Source organism: Streptococcus mitis (genome assembly GCF_002096755.1).
Lineage (GTDB): Bacteria > Bacillota > Bacilli > Lactobacillales > Streptococcaceae > Streptococcus > Streptococcus mitis_AC.
Genome location: NZ_NCVF01000019.1, coordinates 1 through 17,393 on the forward strand (window position 1 = coordinate 1; position 17,393 = coordinate 17,393).

Here is a 17,393-nt window from a genome sequence, read left to right on the forward strand (position 1 = left end):
GAATTAAGGTAAAACTAAAAGGACTTAGCCCTGTACAATACAGAACTAAATCCTTTGCTTAAATTAATTGTCTAACTTTTTGGGGTCAGTACAATCTTGGGTATCTTTTTTCTTATATGCTTGTTTTATAACTCGGGTGAATTTCTTAGAAAATATCAAATAACAATTTCACATTGAGAATTGTTAAGATAATGGAAACGATATAGCCAAGGATGGTATTCCATTTGGCATTGGTAAATTCTCCCATCAGTGATTTCTTAGAAGTTAGATAAATCAGTGGGAAGATTGAAAATGGAAGAGCAATCGAAAGAAAGACTTGTGAATAAACCAATAACTGATCTAATGTTTTTTCCTGATGACCAAACAGAACCGCTACAATCATGACAGGCAACAAGGCAAAGAGACGAGTTGCCAAACGAATGAACCATTGAGGTAATCTCATATGCAAGAAACCTTCCATAACGATTTGTCCAGTCAAGGTACCCGTAATTGTCGAATTTTGACCACTGGCTAATAAAGCCAAGGCAAACAAGGTTGATAAGGTCGAGCTAGCTATAGCTCCTGCAATAGTAGAATCCTGCAAGGCATTATACATTTGAGAGAAGGCAGAAATCTCAGATGCATGGCCGAAAAAGAGAGCCGCCCCGAGAATTAATAGAAGGGAGTTAACCACAAAGGCCAAGGATAATTGGAGATTTGAATCCCAGGTCATAAAGCGCACGGCTTTTCGAACATCATTCTTGTCCTTGTGATTGATTTTCCGAGTTTGTGACAAGGAAGAATGCAAATAGAGGTTATGGGGCATAACCGTTGCTCCCACGATCCCTAGTGCCAAGGTTAATTGACTTTCATGCCCTGGCAAGGGACTTTCAAATAAGGTTGCATTCGGTAGATAACCCTCAACGATTCCTTGGAAGCTTGGATGTGACAAAGCTACCAGATAGGTAAAAATTGCTAGAATGGTTAAAATCAGTGTTGTCACAATAGCTTCAATCTTCTTAAAGCCAAATTTCATCAGAAGCAATAAGAGAAAAACATCCAACACGGTCAAGAGAATTGCTATCATAATCGGAATCTTAAAGAGAAGATTGAGAGCAATCGCTGAACCTAGAACTTCTGCCAGATCTGTCGCCATCAAGGCTAATTCTAAAATCACCCATAGACTATAACGAAGCCATTTAGGTGAATGATGAGCCGTTGCTTGAGCCAGGTCCATCTGGGTTACAATACCAAGCTTTCCTGCCATCTGCTGAAGTTGCATGGCAATGAGAGATGAAATCAAGATAACAAACAAGAGACTATACTTATAGGAAGCACCACCGACTACACTGGTAATCCAGTTTCCTGGATCCATATAACCAACTGCGACAAGAGCACCCGGACCTAAAAAGGCATTTAAATTTTGCCAGAAATGATTGTTATTTGGAGTATCGATAGATTGATTAATCTCAGAGAGTGACACTTTTTTATGAGAAGACATAGATACTTACCTCTTTCTAAACCTACTTTTTCATTATTTTCTATTAGAGAAAAATAAGATTGACTTTAAACTATTAAAACAATGAAAACTATATGAAAAACATTTAGTTTTTTCATTATTTTTCTTAAGGCACCTTAATATTTTTCTTAAGGCACCTTAATTATAACACAAAAATGAAAACTATATGAAAAACATTTAGTTTTTCATTATTTTTCTTAAGGCACCTTAATTATAACAGAAAATATGATAAAAACTTAAGAAAATTCAGGACTTGATTTAATATTTAGGATACAACAAAATGTTGTATTCTTTTTTTGCAAAAGAATACCAAAGAATAAAATAAAAAACGTTGTAAAAACAACGTTTTAGAAAGATTTACAAAACAATGTAAATTATCAATGGAGCCGGTGGGAGTCGAACCCACGTCCAAACATCTGCTAACATATTTGTCTACAACCATAGGTTATGTATTCGTTTAACAGTCCCTCGACACATAACTCAAGCCTAGAAACCGCGAGTCTATCAATCTCTTATCAAGCCGCTAGACAAGACTTGATCGTATCTCGCTAATAATAAGACCTGTCATTGAACACGAGCAATCCAAATCGGGTCACGCCTGCTGGTTTTTAGGCAGCTAGAGCGTAAGAAGTGTTATTTTTTGCAGTTATATTTAACTGAGCGTTTACGTCGCCACACGAGTCGCAAAATATGCCTCATAATGCCTGTCGAATCCGTAACGACCCCAAAAGACAATAAAACCATTATACCTTATCTAACACAAAAATGCAAAAAGGAAAGCAATTAACTACAAAAGATAGTCTTTCAAAGATTTTGTCAAAACCTGATAACCAGCAACACTAAGGTGCAACCCATCAGTTGTATAATCTTTTTTGAGTTGACCTGCCTGGTCTGTCAAACTATCAAAAACTGGCACAAATTCTACCTGCATATAGGCAGAAGCAAGCTCTTGATAGGCTTGATTCCATTTCTGAATTTTTTCATTCGTGCGGATATAGACTGTCTGCTTGTACTCTTCTCCCTCATTGACTGGCAAAATAGAAAGCAATTTAATCTCAGTCAATGGATAATCGCGAGCAATGGATTGTATGATAGCTTCGAGGTTATTGAGAGCCTCATTCACAGGCACATCTTTTCCGATATCATTTGTCCCAATCAAAAGGACAATTTTATCTACTGCTCCACCGTACAGATGCGCATCTAGATTTTCTAATAACAGCCCTGTCTGATACCCTCGAATGCCTCGATTGACAATCGTCTTCGAAGTCCCAAATAGTTCCTGCAGAGGATAATATTCGACAATGGAATCCCCAATAAAAAGAATGTCTGGCTCTACAACAGAAACCTGATTTAAGTGACGATACTTGGTTTGGATTTTTTCTTGTTCCTTTAGTAACCAATTTTCTAATAACTGTACTGCCACTTCATTCTCCTTTTTCTAACCAGTTTTCCAAGATTTGATAAACTCCTCCTTGGCTATTGGCTGGCGCTAGAGCAGTCGCCACAGCTTTGGCTTTATCATCAGCATTTTCCATCGCATAGGCAATTCCAGCCATTTCAAGCATTTCAACATCATTTTCACTGTCACCAAAAGCCATGATTTGTTGGGAGGTCAAGTCCCAGCGCTTGAGTAATTCTTCCAAGCCCCATGCTTTATGAATTCCAGCTTGAAGGATATCAATGCAACCATAGCCACTCGATACAGCACGAACACGGCCATCAAAGAGGTCATTGATTTCTTCCAAGACCGAACTCAAACGTTCCTCACCAACAACCATACTCATCTTGAGCACACCACCAAAGAGGTCAGAGGTTAATTCATCCACAAAATGCATCCGTTGGTAGAATTTTTCAATCATTTCTGGAGTCATAAAACTTTCAAGGTCTGTAAAAATCGTACCTTCTTTGACGAAACCACCCTTCATAGACGTTACAACAAACTGATCCTGACACGCTCGACCCTTAAAATGAGCCAAAGCCTTATCGACAATGGCATCATCCCAAGTCTGAGCCTGAATCAGTTCATTGTTTTCAAAAATACGAGCACCGTTTGCAACAACCAGAACCACCCGATCGACCAAGTGCTCCAGTAGTTGCCTCATGCGGTGAATTTCATTGCCCGTCGCAATGACAAAACGAATACCCCTTTGATCCAACTGATCTAAAATCTTTTCCAAACGTGGGAGATCAAGCTGGCCTCTAGCATCCAGCAAGGTCCCATCCATATCTGTTGCAATTACCTTAATCGTCATTTACTTTCCTCTGGATTCAAGCTAGTCCCACTTCAATCCCACATGTTCGTTCATTTCTTTGTAGGCTGTATCAATTCGTTCCTTAGTCGCTTCATCTAACTGGTCACGATGACTACCACCCTCGATAAAATCTTCTAAGATATAAGTTTGGTATAGGAATAGTGGATAACCTTCTGGAGAATAGGTTCCTTTTGGTGTACGGTTTACCCAAGAAGGATGCGCTTTGGCAGTTTCGATTGTCGTCTTACCGGCTTTTTTCTTAACAGTCACATCCATGAGCACGCCACGCTCTGTCCACTTAGCATTCTCTTCATCTTGCATGGTTTCAATTCGTTGATTGGAAATGAAGTTCCCCATTGAATAGATAATGAGTTTCTTGTCCCCATCTTTTTCAACCGTTTCAGATGGTTCAACTACGTGAGGGTGCCCTCCAAAGATAATATCAGCTCCCCAATCAATCATCTTGTGATAAAGAGCCTTTTGTTCTTCAGTTGGTTCCAAGCGATACTCCACACCCATCTGAGGCATGATAATGGTGATATCCGCTTCCTTCTCTGCCCGTTCAATTTCAGCCTTCATCTTGTCTTCATTTAGGTCTGAAAGATAGCGGGTATAGTCTTCTTGAGAAATACTTTGCTCAATTCCATTAAAACCATAAGAATAGGCCAAAAGTGCAACCTTGATACCGTTCACTTCCTTAATAACCAGTGGAGCTTGATCACGTGACTCATGCGTATACACTCCAATAGGTGTCATTCCTGCCTTTTCAATAGCATCTGCTGTTGAAACCACACCTTCTATTTGTGAATCTAGGATATGGTTATGCGCCAAGTCTAGCACTTGATAACCGGCATCCTTGATGGCATCCATGACTTCTCCAGGTGCATTAAATAGCGGATAACCAGCCAAATAGTGGTCCTTATTCACAGTACCTTCAAAATCACCTAAAATCAAGTCTGCTTGTTTGAGCCATGGTTTTACATATTCAAAATTTTCATGGAAATCATAGGTCCCATCTTCTTTTAAAGCAGAACGATAGATGGGAATGTGATAGAGGAGGTCCCCGTTGGCCATAATTCTGGCAGTTTTCTCCTCGTCCTGATCTTTAGCATTTTGGTTCGTCTTATTTGCTTCTTGAGAAATGGCATCCTTTTTTTGACTGGTTAAAGGGATTCCTTGGAAGCTTTCAAACAACAAGACCAAGCCCATTGATAAAGCAACTGCTAGCAAGAGTATGGCCACAAATCCTTTATTACTCCACTTGCGATAACTCCTAAAAAAGTTTACCAAACCCCTCATAAAACGAAAAGCTGAACCACGCTGATTTCGATCTTGTCTTCTTTGCATCTTCATTCTCCCTACTTTCTAATGCAAGCCTTTTCTTTTTATTATATCACAGATAAGTAATTCTTTCACAATTGAATCGAACCTACTAGGCATTTTCTATAAAAGCTCAATGACGTAATGCTTTCAATCCTTGTCATTTTGTGATATCATGTAGAGGTAATGAAAGGAGAGAAAATGTCTGCAATAGAACGTATTACAAAAGCTGCTCATTTAATTGATATGAACGATATTATCCGCGAGGGAAACCCAACTCTACGCGCGGTTGCTGAGGAAGTTACTTTCCCCTTGTCTGACCAGGAAATCATTCTTGGCGAAAAGATGATGCAATTCCTGAAACATTCCCAAGATCCTGTCATGGCTGAGAAAATGGGGCTCCGAGGTGGGGTTGGACTTGCTGCTCCTCAATTAGATATCTCAAAACGTATTATCGCTGTTTTGGTGCCAAACATTGTCGAAGAAGGCGAAACCCCACAGGAAGCTTACGACTTGCAAGCTATTATGTACAATCCAAAAATCGTCTCTCACTCAGTTCAAGACGCTGCTCTTGGTGAAGGAGAAGGTTGTCTGTCTGTTGATCGCAACGTACCTGGCTATGTAGTCCGCCATGCTCGCGTTACGGTTGACTACTTTGACAAGGATGGAGAAAAACACCGTATCAAGCTCAAAGGCTACAACTCCATCGTTGTTCAGCATGAAATTGACCACATTAACGGTATCATGTTTTACGATCGTATCAATGAAAAAGACCCATTTGCAGTTAAAGATGGTTTACTAATTCTAGAATAAAGAAAATCCCGTTGCAAGACGGGGTTTTGTGTTATAATAGAGGCATGAAAACAAATGATATTGTCTATGGCATCCACGCCGTTACCGAAGCCCTCCTTGCAAATACTGGAAACAAACTCTACCTCCAAGAAGACCTACGAGGTAAGAATGTTGAAAAAGTCAAGGAACTAGCTACAGAAAAAAAGGTATCCATTTCTTGGACCTCAAAAAAATCCCTCTCTGAGATGACTGAAGGTGCTGTCCACCAAGGTTTTGTTCTACGAGTGTCCGAATTTGCCTATAGTGAGCTGGACCAAATCCTTGCCAAAACACGCCAAGAAGAAAATCCTTTGCTATTGATTCTGGATGGTTTAACCGACCCCCATAATCTGGGTTCTATCTTGCGAACAGCCGATGCGACCAACGTTTCAGGTGTCATCATTCCCAAACACCGTGCTGTCGGAGTTACTCCTGTCGTTGCCAAAACAGCCACAGGTGCTATTGAGCACGTTCCAATTGCTCGAGTGACCAATCTGAGCCAAACTCTGGACAAACTCAAGGATGAAGGCTTCTGGACCTTTGGAACGGATATGAATGGGACTCCTTGCCACAAGTGGAATACAAAAGGGAAAATTGCCCTCATCATCGGAAATGAAGGAAAAGGTATCTCTAGCAACATCAAAAAACAGGTTGATGAAATGATTACCATTCCTATGAATGGACATGTTCAAAGCCTCAATGCCAGCGTTGCTGCAGCCATCCTCATGTACGAAGTTTTCCGAAATAGACTATAAAAAAGTTTCCAGTCATCTGATTGGAAACTTTTTATGATTACACTCAATGAAAATCAAAGAGCAAACTAGGAAGCTAGCCGTAGACAGCTCAAAGCACTGCTTTGAGGTTGTAGATAAGACTGACGAAGTCAGCTCAAAACACTGTTTTGAGGTTGTGGATAGAACTGACGAAGTCAGTACCCATACCTACGGTAAAGCGAAGCTGACGTGGTTTGAAGAGATTTTCGAAGTGTATTAACTATGTTCGGTGATAAACTTGTAAGCTTCTTGACCAGCAATAGCCCCATCTCCAACTGCTGTTGTTACTTGGCGAAGGTCTTTTAAGCGAACATCTCCAACGGCAAAGATACCATCAACTGCAGTTTTCATGTGGTTATCTGTCACAATCCAGCCTGCCTGATCTTGGATATTCAATTCTTTAACAAAATCGCTAAGAGGGTCCAAACCAACATAGATAAAGACACCACCGAAGGCTTGTTCTGTCACTTGACCTGTTTTCACATTTTCAAAGACGACAGATTCTACTCGGTTTTCACCCTTGATTTGCTTGACTACAGAGTCCCAGATAAAGCTGATTTTCTCATTCGCAAAGGCGCGGTCTTGTAAAACCTTTTGGGCGCGAAGTTGGTCACGACGGTGAACAATGGTAACAGTCTTAGCAAAACGAGTCAAGAAGATGGCTTCTTCAACAGCTGAATCTCCACCACCAACTACCAACAAATCTTGGTCACGGAAGAAAGCACCATCACACACGGCACAGTAAGAAACACCACGACTGTTCAGTTCTTCTTCTCCAGGTACTCCCAAAGGACGGTGTTTAGAGCCAGTCGCTACGATAACGGTACGAGTTTCATATGTTTGGTCATCAGTCATCACTTTCTTAAAATCACCATGGTCTTCGACATTTTCAACATAACCATAAATGTGCTCAACACCAAGATTTTCAAGCGGTTCAAACATCTTTTCTGCCAATTCTGGCCCACTAATATTAGCGTATCCTGGGTAATTTTCAATATCAGATGTATTATTCATCTGACCACCTGGCAGACCACCTTCAATCAAGGCTACTTTCAGATTGCTTCGAGCAGCATACAAGGCTGCAGTCATCCCTGCAGGTCCAGCACCGATAATAATAGTATCGTACATATAGATTCCTTCTTTCTTGTTGTAACTATCTTTATTCTAACTCTTTCTTGTCAATCAAGCAAGGATTATGCCTTGAAAACAAGAATTAAACTCATAACCGCAAAGGATAATACTGGAATAACCAAGACTCCAATCATAATCATATCATAGAGATGGGCTTGGCGAGCCTTAGCTGTCTTATCAACTCCCGACATGGCTCTCAGTCCAATCCAAATCCCTAAAAAAATCAGGACGAGGATGGTGGTCAAGATCAAACTCTCGAAATATAAAGAAAATAGTTGAAGTAGCATGATTTCTCTCATTTCTATCTTTTTTAAAGAGTAAACTCAGCTAGTCCAGCTAACTGAGTTTTCCTTTATCTATTATATCAAATATAAGTCCGTTTGTAACTAGCAAAGAATTCTTTTGTCCGCTCTTCTTTAGGATGGTGGATAATCTCATCCGGTGTTCCAGATTCGATGATTTTCCCCTTATCTAAGAAGAGAATCTTATCAGCAACTTGGGCTACAAAGGACATATCATGACTAACCAAAATCATGGTTTGACCTGACTTAGCAGCATCTGCAATAGATTTTTCTACTTCACCGACCAATTCTGGGTCAAGAGCTGAAGTTGGTTCGTCTAAGAGCAAGACATCTGGTTTCATAGCGAGAGCACGCGCCAAGGCAACCCGTTGCTTCTGTCCACCTGATAAATGGCGAGGGTAATGGTTTTCACGGTCAGAAAGCCCAACCTTAGCCAACTCTTCCTTGGCAATCTTAGTCGCTTCTTGGTCGGATAATTTCTTGACAACAACCAAGCCTTCTTTCACATTATCAAGTGCTGTTCGGCGTTCAAACAAATTAAACTGTTGGAAAACCATGGACAGCTTACGGCGTAAGGCAAGGATTTCTTCTTGAGTAATCTTAGAAAAATCAACTGAGAAATCATCAATCTGAATAGAGCCACTGTCAGGTGTTTCAAGATAATTGAGACTGCGAAGGAAAGTTGATTTTCCAGCTCCTGAAGAACCAATCAAGGCTACAACTTCCCCTTTTTGAATATCCAAGTTCAGATGATCCAAGACAGTCTGTCCTGAAAAGGATTTGCTTAAATTCGAAATCTTAATCATTAACGAAGGTCTCCTTTCACATCTGTTTGCACGGTATCTGGTGCAGAAATAGCCATTTTTCTCTCGATGAAACGACCGAGGCTTTCAATTCCAATATTGACTACCCAATAAACAAGGGCAACGGAGATAAAGCGTTCAAAGTAGCGGTAATCAGCTCCACCCAAAATCTGAGCTTGGGCAAAGACTTCCACAACACCCGCACTAAAGGCTAGAGAAGTTCCTTTGGTCAAGCCGATTAGGGAATTGATTAAGGTTGGAGTCGCCACAACGGCCGCATTTGGAATAATCACGCGACGATAAACTTGCGCTCGGGTCATCCCCAGACTGCGTGCCGCCTCAATCTCACCAGGATTGACTGAGAGAATGGCTGCACGAATGGTTTCACTAGCATAAGCTGCTTCATTAAAGGCAAAGGCGACAATTGCAAAAGCAGCGGCTGGAATCGCATTGATATTGAAACCAGTTCCCCATTGCTGATTGAGAGCTTTCAAAGCCAAAGGAATTCCGTAGTAGGTCAACATGAGTTGCACCAAAATCGGTGTCCCTTTTAAGAAGCTAACAAAGAAGGCCTGCAAGGGGTATAAAATTTTGACACGATTGATCTTCACAATGGCAAAAAGAAGCGCCAAAACCAAGCCAAAAAGAGCACCACCAATGGTCAACATAATCGTTATTGGAAGTTGTTGGACAATTCTCGGGATTCCATCAAAGACCGAACGCAAGCTAAAAAGCTTGCCATCCGGAATCAATTGCATCAAGTTTTGGTACCAATCTGATGCTAAAATCGTTGTAACATTCATAAAAACATCCTCTCCTGATAATGATTCATTCTACCATACTTCTGCCGTCAATGAAATTATTTGCTACGGTCAGGTACAGACTTTGTCTACCTACTAGTTTATCATACTTTGAAACAGGGAGGTTATATATTTTATCTATCAAAGAGATAAGTAAAAACTATTTCAGTCCCAATTCTTCGTAAGCTTTTCGATAACCGATTTGCTTAACAGTTCCATTCTCCACTAAAATCGGACGTTTTAACAACATACCGTCGCTTGCTAGCAACTCGGCTGCTTCTTGGTTCGACAGACTTCCTACCTTATCTTTCAGCCCTAGTTCACGGTATTTGATTCCACTGGTGTTGAAAAATTGCTTCAACTCGAACCCTGAGGTTTCTAGCCAGTTTAAAATCACTTCTTGGCTAGGTGTTTCTTCCACGATATGGACGGCTTTATAGTCCACACCGAGTTGGTTTAATTCTTGTTTTGCTTTTTTACAAGTTGAACATTTTGGGTATTCGATAAATTCTAACATGTCTTTCACTTTCTATTTTATATCTTTAAAATCTGCGTCTTCATGCTCCAAGAGCCAAGTTTTCTTTTCCACTCCTGCAGCATAACCTGTCAGACGCTTGCCTGCTCCCAGCACACGGTGACAAGGTACTAGGATAGACCAAGGATTGCGTCCCACCGCTCCACCAATTGCTTGAGCAGAAGCCACTTGCAAATCTTGGGCTATTTGACCATAGGTCACTGTCTGACCATAAGGAATTTCCTGTAAATAGGACCAAACTTTCTTTTCAAAATCTGTTCCGATTGGCGCCAAGGGCAAGTTGGATAAATCCTGAGACTTGCCTTTAAAGTAAGCATCTAAGCAAGCAATAACGGGGTCTAAAATGGGATGACTAACAACTGCTTCTATCGTCTCATCTCCTAGTCCCCTCTCAAAATGCTTCTGCTCCTGCATCCAAATGCCATACAGATATTGCTCGTCGGCAACCAAAGACAAGGTTCCTATTGGCGAAAAGTAGAGCATTTTTACGTACTTCTTTTGCATTATTTCTTCAATTTTTGATAGGCCAAGCGTTCGCCATCAACTAGAACCTTACCAACCTGTTTAAAACCTAGTTTTTCAAAAATATGCTGCATGGCCTTATTTGCAACATGCGTATCTGAACGAAAATCCAGATAATCAAAACCTTCAATCAATCCTTCTAGAAAAGTCTGAGCAACCCCCTGTCCCTGGACATCTGCTGCCACAGCAATACGGTGAAAGACTAGGTACTCTGACTCTCCAGCTTGCCAGTTGCCTTCATAAATGGCTTCATAGGCTGCCTCTGGACTCTTGGTAACAGCTGCATAAGCTAGTAGTTCTCCCTCTTCCAAGGCTACGTAGGCTTGACCTGAGATAATATCCTCAATAATAATATCAGCATTTGGATAACCATTTTGCCACTGGTCACTACCAGCATCCGCTAAACATTTTTTAGCATCTTCCATCACCTGCATGATGGCATCTACTTCATTTGGAAAAGCTAAACGAATTTCCATCTTTTCTCCTCATTTCTGACTAGTTTCTCCCATCATAGCATAATTTAAGTCTTTCTACAAGCAGTTAAAACTTGACTTTCTGTTTTTATTATTTTATAATCTAGTTATTAAAACTAGATAAAAAGGAGTTGGAAATGAAAACTACCTTTTCCTACCCAAAATGGGCAGAAATTCCAAACATTAACCTCTATCTGGACCAGGTTTTACTCTATGTCAATCAGGTATGCGCCCCTATCTCTCCAGATAAAGACAAGGGCCTGACAGCATCTATGGTCAATAACTATGTCAAACATGGTTATCTGACAAAGCCTGACAAGAAAAAATACCAACGCCAACAGATTGCCCGTTTGATTGCTATCACAACCCTCAAGTCTGTATTTTCTATTCAAGAAATAGCCCAGACACTGAATACTCTACAAAGTCAAGCAAGTTCAGACCAACTCTACGATGCTTTTGTGGACTACATGAACCAAGGAATTGACCCAGCTAACCCTATCATCCAAACCAGCTGCCAAACCGTTAAACTCTATCATCAAACTCTAGCCTTAATCCATCGTACTCAAGAGGAGGAAATCTAATGAATACAAGCCTAAAGCTCAGCAAACAACTCAGTTTTGGAGAGGAGATTGCTAATAGCGTGACTCATGCCGTAGGTGCAGTCATCATGCTCATCTTACTCCCTATTTCATCTACCTATAGTTATGAGGCACACGGATTTTTATCATCTATCGGCGTTTCCATATTCGTTATTAGTCTCTTTCTCATGTTTCTATCATCCACCATTTACCACTCTATGGCCTATGGTTCGACCCACAAATATGTCTTACGAATCATCGACCATTCTATGATTTATGTTGCCATTGCTGGCTCTTATACACCTGTCGTACTGACTTTGATGAATAACTGGTTTGGCTATCTGATTATTGCCATCCAATGGGGAACAACCATCTTTGGTATTCTCTATAAAATCTTTGCTAAAAAAGTCAATGAGAAATTTAGCCTTGCCCTTTACCTGATTATGGGCTGGTTGGTTCTGGCTATCATTCCTGCCATTATCAGTCAAACGACACCAATTTTCTGGAGTCTCATGGTAAGCGGTGGACTCTGTTATACAGTTGGAGCTGGATTTTACGCTAAGAAAAAACCTTATTTCCACATGATTTGGCATCTCTTTATCCTAGCAGCATCTGCCCTCCAATACATTGCCATTGTTTATTTCATGTAAAAAGTTGAGAAATTCAATCTCAACTTTTTTCTTTACACATATTGATAAAGTACTGGTGCAAGCGCACATCATCAGTCAATTCTGGATGAAAAGAGGTCACCAACATATTTTTTTCTTGAGCTGCAACGATTTGATTGTCCACTGTTGCTAGAATTTCTACATCTTCTCCAACACTACTGATAATTGGACCACGAATAAAGGTCATTGGAATCTGACCAACTCCCTTACATTCTGCTTCCGTATAGAAACTTCCTAATTGGCGCCCATAGGCATTGCGCTCGACCACCATATCCATAGTTCCAAGATGACACTCTTCCTGAGAAGAAATTTCTTTAGCTAAGAGAATCAAGCCTGCGCAAGTACCAAAAACGGGAAGTTCAGAAAGTATGGCTTCTCGAATGGGAATCAGCATGTTTTGGTCTCGTAAGAGCTTGCCCATGGTTGTAGACTCTCCTCCAGGTAATATCAAACCCGACAAGTCACTCTGATTTTGCTGAAAATCCTCTAAATTTCTGATTTCAACACTCTCGACACCTAATTGAGCTAGTACTTTTGCATGTTCTGCAAAGGCACCTTGCAAGGCCAATATTCCGATTTTCATCTATTTTCCTCGCTCTGCCATGAGAATTTGAATTTCATTTTCATTAATACCAACCATAGCTTCTCCTAGATCTTCAGAGATTTGAGCTAGAATTTGAGGATTACGGAAGTTAGTCACAGCCTTAACAATGGCACTGGCCCGTTTAACAGGATCGCCTGACTTAAAAATACCTGAACCGACAAAGACGCCCTCTGCCCCTAATTGCATCATCAGCGCAGCATCTGCTGGCGTTGCAACGCCTCCAGCCGCAAAGTTTACAACTGGCAATTTCCCATACTCATGGACATATTGAACCAATTCTACAGGAACTTGCAAGTCCTTGGCGGCAACATAAAGTTCGTCCTCACGTAGGTTTTGAATGCGGCGAATTTCCTGATTCATCATACGCATATGACGAACAGCTTGAACAATGTCTCCTGTCCCTGGTTCTCCTTTTGTACGAATCATAGAAGCACCTTCAGCGATACGACGCAAGGCTTCACCCAAGTCCTTAGCCCCACAGACAAAAGGAACTTGGAATTCTTTTTTGTCCACATGGAAACGGTCGTCTGCTGGAGATAAAACTTCACTCTCATCGATATAGTCAATCTCAATAGCCTCTAAAATCTGAGCTTCAACAAAATGCCCGATTCTGACCTTGGCCATTACTGGAATGCTAACCGCTTCTTGGATTTCCTTAATCATCTTTGGATCACTCATACGGGAAACCCCACCAGCTGCACGAATATCAGCCGGAATCCGCTCCAAGGCCATCACAGCTGCCGCACCAGCAGCTTCTGCAATACGGGCCTGTTCAGGATTCTGAACGTCCATGATAACGCCACCTTTAAGCATTTGTGCTAAGTTTTTATTTAATTCATAACGATTTTCAGTCATTTGTTTTATCCTCATCATTTGTATTGGTAGCTACCATTTCATTTTAAGTTAGATTAGAATGAATCACAAGATAAAAAAAACGTAATTGTATGGGTACAGAATAGTTAAAAAACTATCTGGTCTTAACTTAAGGCCAGATAGCTCATTCATTTTTATTTTTCAGCTGTAAGGGCAGCCATTGTGATGTAGTTGTATGGTTTGTTAAAGTGTGGCAAGAAGAATAGGTCTGTCAATGCCAATTTATCAATTGTCACATGCTCTTGGATAGCAAGTGAGAACATGTGGATTCCCATGCTGATTGCAGAATCGTGTGAAACCATTTGTGCACCAAGAATTTCACGGCTATCTTTGTCAAAGACAATCTTGATGGCAACTTCATGGTTATCATGTTTCATGAATTCTGGTTTTTGAAGATCGTTAAAGCCTGTTTCAGTTGCGTTGTAACCAGCAGCTTTAGCTTTTTCAAGAGTCAAACCAGTTGAAACCATGTGAAGACCGTAGATTGAGATACCGTTTGAACCTTGAACACCGATTCCTTCCAATTCATGTCCACAAGCATTGTAAGCACCAACAATACCAGTACGAACTGCGTTTGAAGCAAGTGCGATGTAGCTTGTATCTTTACGAGCGTTGTCATAAACAGTCGCACAGTCTCCAACAGCAAATACACCAGGAAGTGAAGTTTCTTGTTTCTTGTTTACAAGGAAGGCACCGTTACGGAAGAGTTCAATCTTACCATCAGCAAGAGCAGTATTTGGACGGAAACCAACTGCAAGGATAACCATATCCACATCGAAAGTTTCTTTATCAGTAATCAAGCGTTCAACTTTACCGTCACCCTCGATTGCTTTAACAGTTTGACCAAGAGCCAAGCGAATGTTGTGGTCTTCCAAGTTCTTCGCCATCATTTGTGTGAAGTCTCTGTCATAGTAACCGTTCAAAACAGTATCAACGATATCAACAAGGACAACTTCTTTTCCAAGACGCTCAAAGGCTTCAGCAAGTTCAACACCGATGTAACCACCACCAACAACGGCGATACGGTCGAGGTGTTGGCTCTTGTCAGCAAGTTTATTAATAACTTCTTCAGCATTTTGGTACAATTTCACGAATTGTACGTTTTCAAGAGTTGCTTTAAATTCACGGTTTCCTTTAACAATTTCAACACCTTCGATTGGTGGCAAGATTGGTGTAGAACCCGTAGCAAAAATCAATTTCTCGTATGATTCTTTGTGTTCTTTTCCTTCAACTTCAGCTGTAACTACTTTGTTATCATAGTCGATTGAAAGAACTGGTGAATTCATGTAAACCTTAGCACCCTTAGCTTCCAATTTTTCTTTATCAGAATAGAACAAGCCTTCAGCACCGTCAATTTGTTCACCAATCCAAAGGGCCATTCCACATCCTAGGAAAGAGATGTTAGAGTTTTGGTCGAATACAACAATTTCGTTCTCATTACCAAAATTATCCAACATAGTATTAATACATGCTGTACCAGCGTGGTTAGCACCAACTACAACGATTTTACTCATAGAAAAATTCCTACCTTTAATTTAAAATTTACTCTTCTAGTATAACATTTACTGTTAGCGTTTACAAGAGTTTAGCTAATTTTCCCGATTTTTTTGTAAAAAAATGTAAATAATCTGTATTTTATCAGCCTTTCTTACAATTACTCTTTATATTTTCTGAGCATATTTCTTGACAAGTTTACAAATTTTATTTGTGAAAACGCTGACTTTATGGTATGCTAGTATCATGGAAAGAAAATGTAAGGGGTTCATTTTTCATAAATTTACTATGTTTCAACCTTCTTTTCATAAGAGAAAGGAGTTGGTAGCTTGCCTCTAAGTTCACATTCTGAACGCCTAATGGGAACCACTATCACTATTTCATTAGTGGATGAGCGAGCAGATATCTTGCTCCAAAAATCCTTTGATTTACTCAGAGAGCTCGAATACCGCTTCAACGCCAATAGCCAAGAATCTGAGTTGATGGAAATCAATTATCAAGCAGGAATAGCTCCTGTCAAGGTTCATCCAGACCTGTTTGAACTGATTTCACTTGGGTTAGAGCATAGCCTAGCGCCCTCTAGTCATCTCAACATCAGCATTGGTCCCTTAATTCAAACCTGGCGTATCGGTTTTTCGGATGCCAAGGTCGCCCAGCCTCAAGAAATTGAATCGGTGCTACCTTTAATCAATCCTCATTATATCGAGTTAGATTCTTCCACTTCCACTGTGTTTTTGAAACAAAAAGGAATGAAGATTGATCTTGGTTGTTTAGCCAAGGGTTATAGTGCGGATAAAGTTGCCCAATTTCTGAGAGAAGAGGGAGTAACATCTGCCTTGATCAATCTGGGAGGGAATATCCTGACTATTGGAAAAAATCAGGCAAGAGGAAATCAGCCTTGGCAAATCGGGATTCAAGACCCAGCCAATCCGAGGGGAAATCACTTAATGACCATCCCTGCTGTCAATCAATCTGTCGTGACTTCAGGCATTTATGAACGTCACCTGACTATCGATGGAAAAGATTATCATCATATTTTTGACAGTCAAACAGGATATCCTGTTGAAACGGAACTAGCGAGTCTCACCATCATCTCTGATAAATCCGTTGATGGTGAAATATGGACAACTCGTCTTTTTGGAGAAAGACCTGCTTCTATCCTCTGGCAAGTCGAAAGTTTAGAGGGCATCGAAGCTATCCTCATCGATAAGGAAGGTCACCTAAGCTGTTCTTCAGGAATTCCTACTCTATAGAAATAGATGTTTCAATAGAGTTTTAAAATCGTATTATGTAAAAAGAGAAAGGAAATCTCATGTTAAAACTTATTGCTATTGTTGGAACAAATTCAAAACGTTCTACAAACCGCCAATTGCTTCAATACATGCAAAAACACTTTGCTGAAAAAGCTGAAATTGAACTTGTTGAAATTAAAGACATTCCTGTCTTCAATAAACCAGCTGACAAGCAAGTGCCTGCTGAAATTCTGGAAATTGCTGCTAAAATTGAAGAGGCAGATGGCGTTATTATCGGTACTCCTGAGTATGACCACTCTATCCCAGCTGTTTTGATGAGTGCTCTCGCTTGGTTATCTTACGGTGTTTATCCACTTTTGAATAAGCCAATCATGATTACCGGTGCTTCATACGGGACACTTGGTTCATCTCGTGCCCAATTACAACTTCGTCAAATCTTGAACTCACCAGAAATCAAGGCAAGCGTCCTACCAGACGAATTCTTACTTTCTCATTCTCTCCAAGCCTTCAATCCAAGTGGAGTTCTAGTGGATCTTGATGTTATCAAAAAATTAGATGCCACTTTTGACGACTTCCGTATCTTTGTAAAAATTACAGAAAAATTGCGCAACGCACAAGCCCTACTTCGCAAAGATGCTGAAGACTTTGACTGGGAAAATTTGTAAGATAGGAGACCAAAAAGA

General features: G+C 40.4%; 20 protein-coding genes and 1 other RNA gene. 6 read left to right on the top strand and 15 right to left on the bottom strand.

Annotated features, from left to right (window positions below):
* Nucleotides 1-145: 145 nt before the first annotated feature.
* The 5 genes from B7700_RS02010 to B7700_RS02030 form a co-directional block, all read right to left on the bottom strand.
* The gene (locus B7700_RS02010) at nucleotides 146-1,480 is read right to left on the bottom strand and encodes an Nramp family divalent metal transporter (protein WP_000094601.1); all 1,335 of its coding nucleotides are present in this window, start codon (nucleotides 1,478-1,480) and stop codon (nucleotides 146-148) included.
* Between the two features lie 396 nt (nucleotides 1,481-1,876).
* Nucleotides 1,877-2,224: a transfer-messenger RNA gene (gene ssrA, locus B7700_RS02015) on the bottom strand.
* A 61-nt stretch (nucleotides 2,225-2,285) separates the two neighbouring features.
* Nucleotides 2,286-2,921, bottom strand: a complete 636-nt coding sequence (locus tag B7700_RS02020) for an SGNH/GDSL hydrolase family protein (protein WP_000290665.1) — start codon at nucleotides 2,919-2,921, stop codon at nucleotides 2,286-2,288.
* 1 nt (nucleotide 2,922) lies between these two features.
* A complete protein-coding gene (locus tag B7700_RS02025) occupies nucleotides 2,923-3,750 on the bottom strand; it encodes an HAD family hydrolase (RefSeq protein ID WP_084886798.1) in 828 nt (275 codons plus the stop codon).
* Between the two features lie 21 nt (nucleotides 3,751-3,771).
* The gene (locus B7700_RS02030; RefSeq protein WP_004241626.1) at nucleotides 3,772-5,097 is read right to left on the bottom strand and encodes a CapA family protein; all 1,326 of its coding nucleotides are present in this window, start codon (nucleotides 5,095-5,097) and stop codon (nucleotides 3,772-3,774) included.
* A gap of 174 nt (nucleotides 5,098-5,271) precedes the next feature.
* On the opposite strand from B7700_RS02030, the gene def reads away from it, so the two are divergent.
* Both def and rlmB read left to right on the top strand, forming a co-directional pair.
* Nucleotides 5,272-5,883: a peptide deformylase gene (gene def / locus B7700_RS02035; protein ID WP_001272956.1), complete on the top strand. Its 612-nt coding sequence runs from the start codon at nucleotides 5,272-5,274 to the stop codon at nucleotides 5,881-5,883.
* Between the two features lie 44 nt (nucleotides 5,884-5,927).
* Nucleotides 5,928-6,656: a 23S rRNA (guanosine(2251)-2'-O)-methyltransferase RlmB gene (gene rlmB / locus B7700_RS02040; protein WP_000855720.1), complete on the top strand. Its 729-nt coding sequence runs from the start codon at nucleotides 5,928-5,930 to the stop codon at nucleotides 6,654-6,656.
* A 234-nt stretch (nucleotides 6,657-6,890) separates the two neighbouring features.
* Here the strand turns inward: rlmB and trxB are convergent, their stop codons facing one another.
* The 7 genes from trxB to B7700_RS02080 form a co-directional block, all read right to left on the bottom strand.
* On the bottom strand, nucleotides 6,891-7,802 hold the full coding sequence (gene trxB / locus B7700_RS02050; protein WP_084886802.1) for a thioredoxin-disulfide reductase: 912 nt from the start codon (nucleotides 7,800-7,802) through the stop codon (nucleotides 6,891-6,893).
* Between the two features lie 65 nt (nucleotides 7,803-7,867).
* Nucleotides 7,868-8,092 (bottom strand): DUF4059 family protein, encoded by a 225-nt coding sequence (locus B7700_RS02055; protein ID WP_038806263.1) that lies wholly within the window; start codon nucleotides 8,090-8,092, stop codon nucleotides 7,868-7,870.
* A 77-nt stretch (nucleotides 8,093-8,169) separates the two neighbouring features.
* On the bottom strand, nucleotides 8,170-8,913 hold the full coding sequence (locus tag B7700_RS02060) for an amino acid ABC transporter ATP-binding protein (protein WP_000590982.1): 744 nt from the start codon (nucleotides 8,911-8,913) through the stop codon (nucleotides 8,170-8,172).
* Nucleotides 8,913-9,713: an amino acid ABC transporter permease gene (locus tag B7700_RS02065; protein ID WP_001103445.1), complete on the bottom strand. Its 801-nt coding sequence runs from the start codon at nucleotides 9,711-9,713 to the stop codon at nucleotides 8,913-8,915. The genes B7700_RS02060 and B7700_RS02065 overlap by 1 nt, the downstream gene beginning before the upstream one ends.
* A 157-nt stretch (nucleotides 9,714-9,870) precedes the next feature.
* Complete coding sequence (locus tag B7700_RS02070; RefSeq protein ID WP_000889091.1) at nucleotides 9,871-10,227, bottom strand: arsenate reductase family protein; 357 nt, start codon at nucleotides 10,225-10,227, stop codon at nucleotides 9,871-9,873.
* 12 nt (nucleotides 10,228-10,239) lie between these two features.
* A complete protein-coding gene (locus B7700_RS02075) occupies nucleotides 10,240-10,749 on the bottom strand; it encodes a methylated-DNA--[protein]-cysteine S-methyltransferase (RefSeq protein ID WP_084886804.1) in 510 nt (169 codons plus the stop codon).
* Nucleotides 10,749-11,243: a GNAT family N-acetyltransferase gene (locus B7700_RS02080; RefSeq protein ID WP_084886806.1), complete on the bottom strand. Its 495-nt coding sequence runs from the start codon at nucleotides 11,241-11,243 to the stop codon at nucleotides 10,749-10,751. Before B7700_RS02080 ends, B7700_RS02075 begins: the two co-directional genes overlap by 1 nt.
* Before the next feature lie 134 nt (nucleotides 11,244-11,377).
* Between B7700_RS02080 and B7700_RS02085 the strand changes: the two genes are divergently transcribed.
* Nucleotides 11,378-11,821: a DUF1836 domain-containing protein gene (locus B7700_RS02085; protein WP_084886808.1), complete on the top strand. Its 444-nt coding sequence runs from the start codon at nucleotides 11,378-11,380 to the stop codon at nucleotides 11,819-11,821.
* Nucleotides 11,821-12,468 (top strand): PAQR family membrane homeostasis protein TrhA, encoded by a 648-nt coding sequence (gene trhA / locus B7700_RS02090; RefSeq protein ID WP_084886810.1) that lies wholly within the window; start codon nucleotides 11,821-11,823, stop codon nucleotides 12,466-12,468. Before B7700_RS02085 ends, trhA begins: the two co-directional genes overlap by 1 nt.
* 19 nt (nucleotides 12,469-12,487) lie before the next feature.
* Here the strand turns inward: trhA and pdxT are convergent, their stop codons facing one another.
* From pdxT to nox, 3 genes are all read right to left on the bottom strand, one after another.
* Nucleotides 12,488-13,069 (bottom strand): pyridoxal 5'-phosphate synthase glutaminase subunit PdxT, encoded by a 582-nt coding sequence (pdxT, locus tag B7700_RS02095; RefSeq protein WP_084886812.1) that lies wholly within the window; start codon nucleotides 13,067-13,069, stop codon nucleotides 12,488-12,490.
* Complete coding sequence (gene pdxS / locus B7700_RS02100; RefSeq protein WP_084886814.1) at nucleotides 13,070-13,945, bottom strand: pyridoxal 5'-phosphate synthase lyase subunit PdxS; 876 nt, start codon at nucleotides 13,943-13,945, stop codon at nucleotides 13,070-13,072. It lies immediately after the preceding gene.
* Between the two features lie 152 nt (nucleotides 13,946-14,097).
* Nucleotides 14,098-15,477: a H2O-forming NADH oxidase gene (gene nox, locus B7700_RS02105; RefSeq protein ID WP_084886816.1), complete on the bottom strand. Its 1,380-nt coding sequence runs from the start codon at nucleotides 15,475-15,477 to the stop codon at nucleotides 14,098-14,100.
* 309 nt (nucleotides 15,478-15,786) lie between these two features.
* Between nox and B7700_RS02110 the strand changes: the two genes are divergently transcribed.
* A complete protein-coding gene (locus B7700_RS02110) occupies nucleotides 15,787-16,710 on the top strand; it encodes an FAD:protein FMN transferase (RefSeq protein WP_084886818.1) in 924 nt (307 codons plus the stop codon).
* A 59-nt stretch (nucleotides 16,711-16,769) separates the two neighbouring features.
* Complete coding sequence (locus B7700_RS02115; RefSeq protein WP_084886820.1) at nucleotides 16,770-17,375, top strand: NADPH-dependent FMN reductase; 606 nt, start codon at nucleotides 16,770-16,772, stop codon at nucleotides 17,373-17,375.
* Nucleotides 17,376-17,393: the final 18 nt, after the last annotated feature.

Coding starts and splice junctions, on each gene's coding strand:
- B7700_RS02010 (WP_000094601.1), bottom strand. CDS start 1,480: ATGTCTTCTCATAAAAAAGTGTCACTCTCTGAGATTAATCAATCTATC.
- B7700_RS02025 (WP_084886798.1), bottom strand. CDS start 3,750: ATGACGATTAAGGTAATTGCAACAGATATGGATGGGACCTTGCTGGAT.
- B7700_RS02030 (WP_004241626.1), bottom strand. CDS start 5,097: ATGCAAAGAAGACAAGATCGAAATCAGCGTGGTTCAGCTTTTCGTTTT.
- def (WP_001272956.1), top strand. CDS start 5,272: ATGTCTGCAATAGAACGTATTACAAAAGCTGCTCATTTAATTGATATG.
- rlmB (WP_000855720.1), top strand. CDS start 5,928: ATGAAAACAAATGATATTGTCTATGGCATCCACGCCGTTACCGAAGCC.
- trxB (WP_084886802.1), bottom strand. CDS start 7,802: ATGTACGATACTATTATTATCGGTGCTGGACCTGCAGGGATGACTGCA.
- B7700_RS02055 (WP_038806263.1), bottom strand. CDS start 8,092: ATGCTACTTCAACTATTTTCTTTATATTTCGAGAGTTTGATCTTGACC.
- B7700_RS02060 (WP_000590982.1), bottom strand. CDS start 8,913: ATGATTAAGATTTCGAATTTAAGCAAATCCTTTTCAGGACAGACTGTC.
- B7700_RS02065 (WP_001103445.1), bottom strand. CDS start 9,713: ATGAATGTTACAACGATTTTAGCATCAGATTGGTACCAAAACTTGATG.
- B7700_RS02070 (WP_000889091.1), bottom strand. CDS start 10,227: ATGTTAGAATTTATCGAATACCCAAAATGTTCAACTTGTAAAAAAGCA.
- B7700_RS02075 (WP_084886804.1), bottom strand. CDS start 10,749: ATGCAAAAGAAGTACGTAAAAATGCTCTACTTTTCGCCAATAGGAACC.
- B7700_RS02080 (WP_084886806.1), bottom strand. CDS start 11,243: ATGGAAATTCGTTTAGCTTTTCCAAATGAAGTAGATGCCATCATGCAG.
- B7700_RS02085 (WP_084886808.1), top strand. CDS start 11,378: ATGAAAACTACCTTTTCCTACCCAAAATGGGCAGAAATTCCAAACATT.
- trhA (WP_084886810.1), top strand. CDS start 11,821: ATGAATACAAGCCTAAAGCTCAGCAAACAACTCAGTTTTGGAGAGGAG.
- pdxT (WP_084886812.1), bottom strand. CDS start 13,069: ATGAAAATCGGAATATTGGCCTTGCAAGGTGCCTTTGCAGAACATGCA.
- pdxS (WP_084886814.1), bottom strand. CDS start 13,945: ATGACTGAAAATCGTTATGAATTAAATAAAAACTTAGCACAAATGCTT.
- nox (WP_084886816.1), bottom strand. CDS start 15,477: ATGAGTAAAATCGTTGTAGTTGGTGCTAACCACGCTGGTACAGCATGT.
- B7700_RS02115 (WP_084886820.1), top strand. CDS start 16,770: ATGTTAAAACTTATTGCTATTGTTGGAACAAATTCAAAACGTTCTACA.